Annotated in this window: 9 protein-coding genes; 7 read left to right on the plus strand and 2 right to left on the minus strand. The window is 66.6% G+C overall.

Annotated features, from left to right (window positions below; all coding sequences use genetic code 11):
• Window positions 1-7 precede the first annotated feature (7 nt).
• The gene (fabV, locus tag AAG801_RS04765; RefSeq protein ID WP_341887396.1) at window positions 8-1204 is read right to left on the minus strand and encodes an enoyl-ACP reductase FabV; all 1197 of its coding nucleotides are present in this window, start codon (window positions 1202-1204) and stop codon (window positions 8-10) included.
• A 190-nt stretch (window positions 1205-1394) separates the two neighbouring features.
• On the opposite strand from fabV, the gene AAG801_RS04770 reads away from it, so the two are divergent.
• The 7 genes from AAG801_RS04770 to AAG801_RS04800 all read left to right on the plus strand — a co-directional run bounded on the left by AAG801_RS04770 (window position 1395) and on the right by AAG801_RS04800 (window position 7597).
• Window positions 1395-2222: an ABC transporter substrate-binding protein gene (locus tag AAG801_RS04770; RefSeq protein WP_099792087.1), complete on the plus strand. Its 828-nt coding sequence runs from the start codon at window positions 1395-1397 to the stop codon at window positions 2220-2222.
• Between the two features lie 165 nt (window positions 2223-2387).
• A complete protein-coding gene (locus AAG801_RS04775) occupies window positions 2388-3083 on the plus strand; it encodes an amino acid ABC transporter permease (protein WP_341887397.1) in 696 nt (231 codons plus the stop codon).
• A 13-nt stretch (window positions 3084-3096) separates the two neighbouring features.
• Window positions 3097-3807, plus strand: a complete 711-nt coding sequence (locus AAG801_RS04780; protein ID WP_341887398.1) for an amino acid ABC transporter permease — start codon at window positions 3097-3099, stop codon at window positions 3805-3807.
• The gene (locus AAG801_RS04785) at window positions 3804-4547 is read left to right on the plus strand and encodes an amino acid ABC transporter ATP-binding protein (protein ID WP_062469108.1); all 744 of its coding nucleotides are present in this window, start codon (window positions 3804-3806) and stop codon (window positions 4545-4547) included. Before AAG801_RS04780 ends, AAG801_RS04785 begins: the two co-directional genes overlap by 4 nt.
• A complete protein-coding gene (locus AAG801_RS04790; RefSeq protein WP_341887399.1) occupies window positions 4544-5545 on the plus strand; it encodes an isopenicillin N synthase family oxygenase in 1002 nt (333 codons plus the stop codon). The genes AAG801_RS04785 and AAG801_RS04790 overlap by 4 nt, the downstream gene beginning before the upstream one ends.
• 223 nt (window positions 5546-5768) lie before the next feature.
• Window positions 5769-6095, plus strand: coding sequence for a cupin domain-containing protein (locus AAG801_RS04795; protein ID WP_341887400.1), 327 nt, complete (start codon window positions 5769-5771; stop codon window positions 6093-6095).
• A gap of 14 nt (window positions 6096-6109) precedes the next feature.
• On the plus strand, window positions 6110-7597 hold the full coding sequence (locus AAG801_RS04800; RefSeq protein WP_341887401.1) for an NAD-dependent succinate-semialdehyde dehydrogenase: 1488 nt from the start codon (window positions 6110-6112) through the stop codon (window positions 7595-7597).
• Between the two features lie 28 nt (window positions 7598-7625).
• Here the strand turns inward: AAG801_RS04800 and AAG801_RS04805 are convergent.
• On the minus strand, window positions 7626-7986 hold a 361-nt coding region (locus tag AAG801_RS04805; RefSeq protein WP_341887402.1), incomplete at its 5' end, for an IclR family transcriptional regulator C-terminal domain-containing protein.

A 7986-nucleotide genomic window follows, 5' to 3' on the forward strand; every position in this document is an offset into this window, starting at 1 on the left:
GGACGCTCTAGAGTTGGATCAGATCGGGAATGCCCACATCCGTGCTCACGTCGGCCGTGTAGTCCACACCGTCGACGGCGAAGCCGAACAGGCGCAGGAACTCGGTCTTGTAGCCCGCGAAATCGGTCAACTCGTTGAGGTTCTCGCCAGTCACCTGCGGCCAGAGTTCCTGCACGCGCGCCTGCACCTGCGGTGCCAGCTCCTTGTAGTCGGCGCGCAGGCGGCCTTCATCGTCCAGGTGCGGCGTGGCGCCGTACAGGCTGTCGGCGTACAGGCCGTGCACCTGCTCGATGCAGCCTTCGTGCGTGCCTTCGGCCTTCATCACCTTGAACAGCAGCGACAGGTACAGCGGCATCATCGGAATGGCCGAGCTGGCCTGCGTGACCACCGCCTTCAGCACCGACACGCGCGCGTCGCCGCCCTTGGCGACCAGCTGCGCGCGGATGTCCAGCACCTTCTCGTCCAGATCCTTCTTGGCGGCGCCGATGGAGCCGTTCCAGTAGATGTCGTGGGTGATCTGCTCACCCAGGTAGGTGAAGGCCGTGGTCTTGGCGCCGTCGGCCAGCACGCCGGCCTGCTGCAGCGCGTCGATCCACATCTGCCAGTCTTCGCCGCCCATGACGGCGACGGTGTTGTCGATTTCTTCCTGCGTGGCGGGCTCGAGCACCGACTCTTTCACGGCCCCGCTGTCGGTGTCCAGGCCGCGCAGCGTCACGGCCTTGCCGATGGGCTTGAGCACGGAGTTGAAGACCTGGCCCGTCTTCGGGTGCGTGCGGCGCGGCGCAGCCAGGCTGTAGACCACGAGGTCGACCTGGCCGAGGTCGGCGCGAATGGTGTCGATGGTCTGCTGCTTCACCGCGTCGGAAAAGCCGTCGCCGTTGATGCTCTTGGCGTAGCGCCCTTCGGCCGTGGCGGCGCGGTGGAAGGCGGCGGTGTTGTACCAGCCGGGCGAACCGGGCTTGGTGGCGCTGCCCGCGCGTTCGAAGAACACGCCCAGCGTGTCGGCGCCGCAGCCGAAGGCCGCGGTGATGCGCGCGGCCAGGCCGTAGCCGGTGGAGGCGCCGATCACCAGCACACGCTTGGGGCCGCCCGCGATGGGGGGCTTGGCTTTGACGTAGTCGATCTGTTGCCGGACATTGGCTTCGCAGCCCACGGGATGGGTGGTGACGCAGATGAAGCCGCGCACGCGGGGTTGGATGATCATGAAAAGCTCGCTCGGTAAGACATTCGGGGGACGGCGGCAGGGCACGTCGCGGCGTCGCGAATTTAACCCAGCCGGCAACAGGCCGATTCATCAGCCCCATATGCATATGTCGATTGACGATTTAATAATCTTGGGTTTTATTGATATGGTTCCGGCCTGAATTTCACTCTGGAGAGAGGACGATCCCACCATGCGCCACACCCTGCTTGCCGCGGCCCTTGCCGCTTCCGCCCTGCTGACCGGCGTTGCCGCCCACGCGGACCAGCTCGCCGACATCAAGAAAAAGGGCGAACTCGTGGTCGGCGTGCTCGGCACCGACGAGCCCGCCACCTTCATCGATCCGAAGACGCGCCAGATCGTCGGCTACGAGGTCGACCTGGTGAACGCCATTGCGAAAAAGATCGGCGTGAAGCCGGTGCTCAAGCAGATCGCCGTGGCCGCGCGCATTCCCGAACTGCAGCAGGGCCACGTGGACCTGGTGGCCGCCGGCCTCACGCACAACAAGGAGCGCGAGGCGCAGATCGACTTCTCGCTCACCACCTTCGTCACCGGCCAGAAGGCCGTCGTGAAGAAGACCAGCGGCATCACCGACGTGCCGCAGCTCGGCGGCAAGAAGGTGCTGACCATCCGCGGCGGCACGCAGGAACCCAACATCCGCAAGGCCGTGCCCACCGCCGAGGTCGTGACCTTCGACACCAGCCAGCAGGCCTTCCAGGCGCTGCAGCAGGGCAAGGGCGTGGGCTACGTGGACGACGAGGCCGCGCTGCTGCGCAGCTACGCCAAGCTGGGCCCGCAGAAGGCGCAGTACGTGGTGCTCAAGCAGAACCTGAGCACCGAGTCGCTGGCCATCGGCATCAAGAAGGGCGAGAGCGGCCTGAAGGCCGTGGTGGACGACACGCTGCGCGAACTCGAGAAGTCGGGCGAAGCGCAGAAGATCTTCATCAAGTGGTACGGCCCGAACACGGCGTCGGGTTTCCAGACGCGCGACTTCAAGCTGGAAACCGACAAGATCGACTGAGCTGTCTTTTGACTTTCTCCTTCCCCCTCTGGGGGAAGGCCGGGATGGGGGCTGACAGCCTTCGCACAGGCCGCGGCGCATCGATCGCCGCCGTGCCCCCACCCCCACCCTCCCCCAGCGGGGAGGGTGAAGATTCCCCTCGCGACGGTGATACTGTCGCCCCCCATGCCCCTGTTCGACTATTCGCTGCTGCTCACCGGCCAGTACCACGACATGCTGGTCGCGGGCCTGTGGCTGTCGCTGCAGCTGCTCTGCGTCTCGCTCGTCTTTGCGCTGCCGCTGGCGCTGGTGGTGGCGCTGCTGCGGCTCTCGCCGCTCGCGCCGTTGCGCTGGCTCGGCTTTGCGTACGTGGAATCGATCCGCAACATCCCGCTGCTGGCCCACATGCTCTTCTGGTATTTCGGCGCGCCCGAGATGCTGCCCGAAGGCATCAAGACCTGGCTCTATGAAGGCCACATCGAGGCCTACAGCGCGATCGTCGCGCTGTCGCTCTACACGGCCGCCTTCATGGGCGAAGACATCCGCAGCGGCATCCGCTCGATCCCGGCCGTGCAGTTCGAGGCCGGCCGCGCGCTGGGCTTCAGCTTCCTGGCCACCATGCGCCGCGTGGTGCTGCCGCAGGCGCTGCGCGTGACCGTGCCGCCGCTCATCTCGCAGACGCTGAGCCTGTGGAAGAACACCTCGATCGCCACGGTGATCGGCGTGGCCGAGCTGATGTACCAGGCCGGGCAGGTCGAGAGCGCGACCTTCCGCAGCTTCGAGTCGTTCGCGTTCGCGAGTGCGGCGTACCTCACGGTGTCGCTCGCCATCACCGGGCTTGCGACCTGGTACCACCACCGGTTCCCGGTGCGGACCATCTGAAGGCGCGGTCGTCATGTTGGAAATCATCAACGACTACTGGGTCTACTTCCTTATTGGGCAGTACCCCAACGGCCCGCTCGGCGGCCTGGTGCTCACGCTGCTGCTGGCCTCGTGCGGGCTCGTGCTCGCGCTGCCGCTGGGCATCGTGCTGGGCCTGGCGCGCGTGAGCCCGTGGCGCTGGGTGCGCTGGCCCGTTACGGCGCTGGTGTTCGTGGTGCGCGGCCTGCCGCTGTTGATGGTGATCTTCTGGGCCTACTTCTTCCTGCCCAGCGTCACGGGCGTGAAGACCGACCAGTTCACCACCATGCTGATCGCGCTCGTGATCTTCGATGCCGCCTACCTCGCCGAGATCGTGCGCGCCGGCATCCAGGGCCTGCCGCGCGGGCAGATGGAAACCGCGCGCGCGCTCGGCCTGAGCTACATCGGCGCGATGCGCCTCGTGGTGCTGCCGCAGGCGCTGCGCAGCATGCTGCCCTCGCTGGTGAACCAGTTCGTCTCGACCATCAAGGAGACCTCGCTGGGCTACATCATCGGGCTGGCCGAGGTGTCGTTCATTGCCACGCAGATCAACACGCAGGTGTTCACCAAGCCGGCGCAGATCTACCTGATCCTGGGCCTGACCTACTTCATCCTGTGCTTCGGCCTCTCGCGCTTCGCCTACTGGCTGGAGCGCCGGCTCGCGCGCCGCGGCCTTCCCGCCGCGCCCCTCAAGGTGCCCGCATGATCGAACTCCAACAAGTCAACAAGTGGTACGGCAGCTACCACGCACTGGTCGACGTGACCGAGACCATCCACAAGGGCGAGGTGGTCGTGGTGTGCGGGCCCTCGGGCTCGGGCAAGTCGACGCTGATCCGCACCTTCAACCGGCTGGAGCCGATCCAGTCGGGCCGCATCACGCTCGACGGGCAGGACATCCACGCGCCCGGCCTGGACGTGAACGCGTTTCGCTCGCGCATCGGCTTCGTGTTCCAGCAATTCAACCTGTTCCCGCACCTCAGCGTGCTGCAGAACTGCACCATGGCGCCGATGCAGCTGCACGGCCTGTCGCGCAAGGAGGCCGACGCGCGCGCGATGGCACTGCTGGAGCGCGTGGGCCTCGCGAACAAGGCCAATGCGTGGCCCGGTGAGCTGTCGGGTGGTCAGCAGCAGCGCGTGGCCATTGCGCGCGCACTCGCCATGAAGCCGCCGCTGATGCTGTTCGACGAGCCCACCAGCGCGCTCGACCCCGAGATGGTCGGCGAGGTGCTGCTGGTGATGCGCGACCTCACGCGCGACGGCATGACCATGGTCTGCGTCACGCACGAGATGGGCTTCGCGCGCGAGGTGGCCGACCGCGTGCTCTTCATGGACCAGGGCCAGGTGCTCGAACGCGCCACGCCCGACGATTTTTTCAACCGCCCGCAGCACCCGCGCGCGCAGCAGTTTCTGTCCGACATCCGTTCGCCTTTTTCGAGAGACGCATGACCGACCAATCCCTTCCCCTCATCGACGTCGCGCCGCTCGTGGCCGGCACGCCCGAACGCGCACGCGTGGCGGCGCAGATCGGCGACGCCTGCCGCGCGCACGGTTTTTTCTACGTCACGGGCCACGGCGTCGACCCAGCGCTGATCCAGCGGCTCGAAGACCTGAGCCACCAGTTCTTCGACCTGCCCGAAGAAACCAAGATGCAATGGCGCATGGCCCTGGGCGGCCGTGCCTGGCGCGGTTATTTCCCGCGCGGCGGCGAGCTGACCTCAGGCCGCCCCGACTGGAAGGAAGGCCTCTACCTGGGCACCGAGCTGCCCGCCGACCACCCGCTGGTGCAGGCGAAGACGCCGGTGCACGGGCCGAACCTTTTTCCCGACGTGCCGGGTTTTCGCGAGACCATCCTCGCGTACATGGACGCCGTCACGCAGCTGGGCCACCGGCTGATGGAAGGCATCGCGCTGAGCCTCGGCCTGCCCGCGAACTACTTCGCCGAACGCTACACGGCCGACCCGCTGATCCTGTTCCGCCTCTTCAACTACCCGACGCAGGCCGTGCCCGAGGGGCTCGACGTGCAATGGGGTGTGGGCGAGCACACCGACTACGGCCTGCTCACGATCCTGCACCAGGACACCGTCGGCGGCCTCGCGGTGCACACGCCGGGCGGCTGGATCGACGCGCCGCCGGTGCCCGGCGCCTTCGTCTGCAACATCGGCGACATGCTCGACCGCATGACCGGCGGGCTCTACAAGTCGACCCCGCACCGAGTGAAGCGCAACACCTCGGGCCGCGACCGGCTGTCGTTCCCGCTGTTCTTCGACCCGAACTTCGAAGCGCGCGTGCAGCGCATCGAAGGCCTGGCCGGCGCCGAGGCGCTGGACGACAGCGCCGAACGCTGGGACCGCGCCAACGTGCATGCCTTCAGCGGCCGCTATGGCGACTACCTGCTGGCCAAGGTGTCGAAGGTGTTCCCGCAGCTGCGGGACGAAGTGCTCTGAGGCGAACCGGCGAGGGTCGCTGAACGCGCCCTCCCCACTGCAGACATCCGCATCCGCATCGAGATCGGCCCCGCGCGGCCGGGGCTTGGCGCTGCCATTCACTTTCATGAAATGGCAAACAAGTGGCGATATCGAGCCATTTTCAACACTGAATCGGACATGAAGAATCCGCCGCGTCGCCGTCCATCCGGCCTGCGGCCAACGATTCCAACCCATCCATCTCATGACGATTCAAAAATTCACCCAGCAAAGCTTGCAGGATTTCGCTCTCACCGTCGGTGCGCACGACCCGAGCCGCGGGAGCCAGAAATTCTCGATGCCTGAACGGGAGCCGCTGGAGTTCGGCGTCTGGGAGAGCGACGTGGGCACCTTCGAGCGCGCGACGCCCAAGGGCGAGCTGATGTTCATCCTGTCCGGCGCGGCCACGTTCACCGAAACCGATGGGCCCGCGCTGAGCTTCGGTGCGGGCGATCTCCTGGTGGTTCCGCCGAACACGCAGGGCACCTGGGTGGTGTCCGAAAAGCTGCGCAAGGTCTATGTGATGGCATGAGCACTGGAATCACCATGACCTCTCTCACTTCTCCGCTTCTTGGCCTGAACGACCCGAGCCTGCTCCAGCGCGACGCGCTCATCGACGGCCAGTGGGTCGCCGGCCACAGCCGCTTCGACGTCAGCGATCCGGCCACGGGCCTCAAGCTCGCCGACGTGCCCAATCTCGGTGCGGCCGATGCCGAACTGGCGATCGCGGCAGCCGACAAGGCCTGGCCCGCCTGGCGTGCCACCACCGGCAAGCAGCGCCACGCCATCCTGTTGAAGTGGTTCGCGCTGCTGATGGCTCACCAGGAAGACCTGGCCCGCATCATGACGGCCGAGCAGGGCAAGCCCTTCGCCGAGGCCAAGGGTGAAGTGGCGTATGCCGCCAGCTTCGTCGAATGGTTCGCCGAAGAGGCCAAGCGGGTCAACGGCGAAACCTTGCCGCAGTTCGACAACAACCGCCGCCTGATGGTGCTGAAGCAGGCCGTGGGCGTCTGCGCCGCCATCACGCCCTGGAATTTCCCGCTGGCCATGATCACCCGCAAGGTGGCGCCGGCTTTGGCCGCCGGGTGTCCGGTCATCGTCAAGCCTTCGGAGCTGACCCCGCTGACGGCGCTGGCTGCCGTTGAACTGGCGGTGCGCGCCGGTGTGCCGGCCGGGGTCATCAATGTCCTGACGGCCGACAGCGGCAACAGCATCGCGGTCGGCAAGACGCTGTGCGCTTCGGATGTGGTGCGCCACATCAGCTTCACGGGCTCCACGGAAGTCGGCCGCATCCTGATGGCGCAAAGCGCGCCCACGGTAAAGAAAATGTCGTTGGAGCTGGGCGGCAACGCGCCCTTCATCGTGTTCGACGACGCCGACCTCGACTCCGCCGTGGAAGGCGCCCTGGCCAGCAAGTTCCGCAATGCCGGCCAGACCTGTGTCTGCGCCAACCGCCTCTATGTGCAGGACGCGGTCTACGACGCCTTCGTCGAGAAGTTCGCGGCGAAGGTCAGTGCGCTGAAGGTCGGCAATGGCTTCGATGAGGGCGTGGTGCAGGGCCCGCTCATCGAGCCGGCCGCTGTCGCGAAAGTCCAGAGCCACCTGGATGACGCGGTGTCCAAGGGCGCGCGCATCGTGGCAGGCGGCAAGGCCCTGGGCGGGCAGTTCTTTGAACCGACCGTCGTCGCCGATGCCACGCCAGAGATGCAATGCGCGCGCGAAGAAACCTTCGGTCCCTTTGCGCCCATCTTCCGGTTTTACGAGGAACAGGAAGCGATCGATGCGGCGAACCACACGGAGTTCGGTCTGGCGAGCTACTTCTATACCCGCGACGTCGGCCGCATCTTCCGGGTGGCGGAGGCGCTGGAGTACGGCATGGTCGGCATCAATGCCGGCGTCATCGCCACCGAGCACGTCCCGTTCGGCGGCGTGAAGCAGTCAGGGCTCGGCCGCGAGGGTTCCCACCACGGCATCGACGACTACCTCGAGCTGAAGTTCCTGTGCCTCGGCGACATCCAGCAGTCCAAGAAGTAGACGAAGAATCGACTGAGGGCGCCGAGCCTCAGTCCACGCTGCGCGCCGAACTGGTGAGGGAGCGCGCGCACAACAGAAGCGCAGGCGCCAGCTTGCGCTCGGCCTCCTCCATGGTCCAGCGGCTGGTCGGCGCCACCACGTGCACCGAGGCCACGGGCCGGCCCTGGCTGCCGAGCACCGGTGCGGCGATGGTCATGTCGCCGAGGAACAGCTCTTCTTCGTTCGTGGCGTAGCCGCGTGCACGCGCCACGCGCAGGGCGTCCATGATCTCGTCGACGTCGGTGCGCGTGCGCGTGGTGTGGACCACGCGATCCGAGGCCTCGATGCGCGCACGCGCTTCGTCTTCCGGCAGCGCACTCAGGTAGGCACGGCCCGACGCGGTGCAGTAC

This window comes from Variovorax sp. YR752 (genome assembly GCF_943372545.1).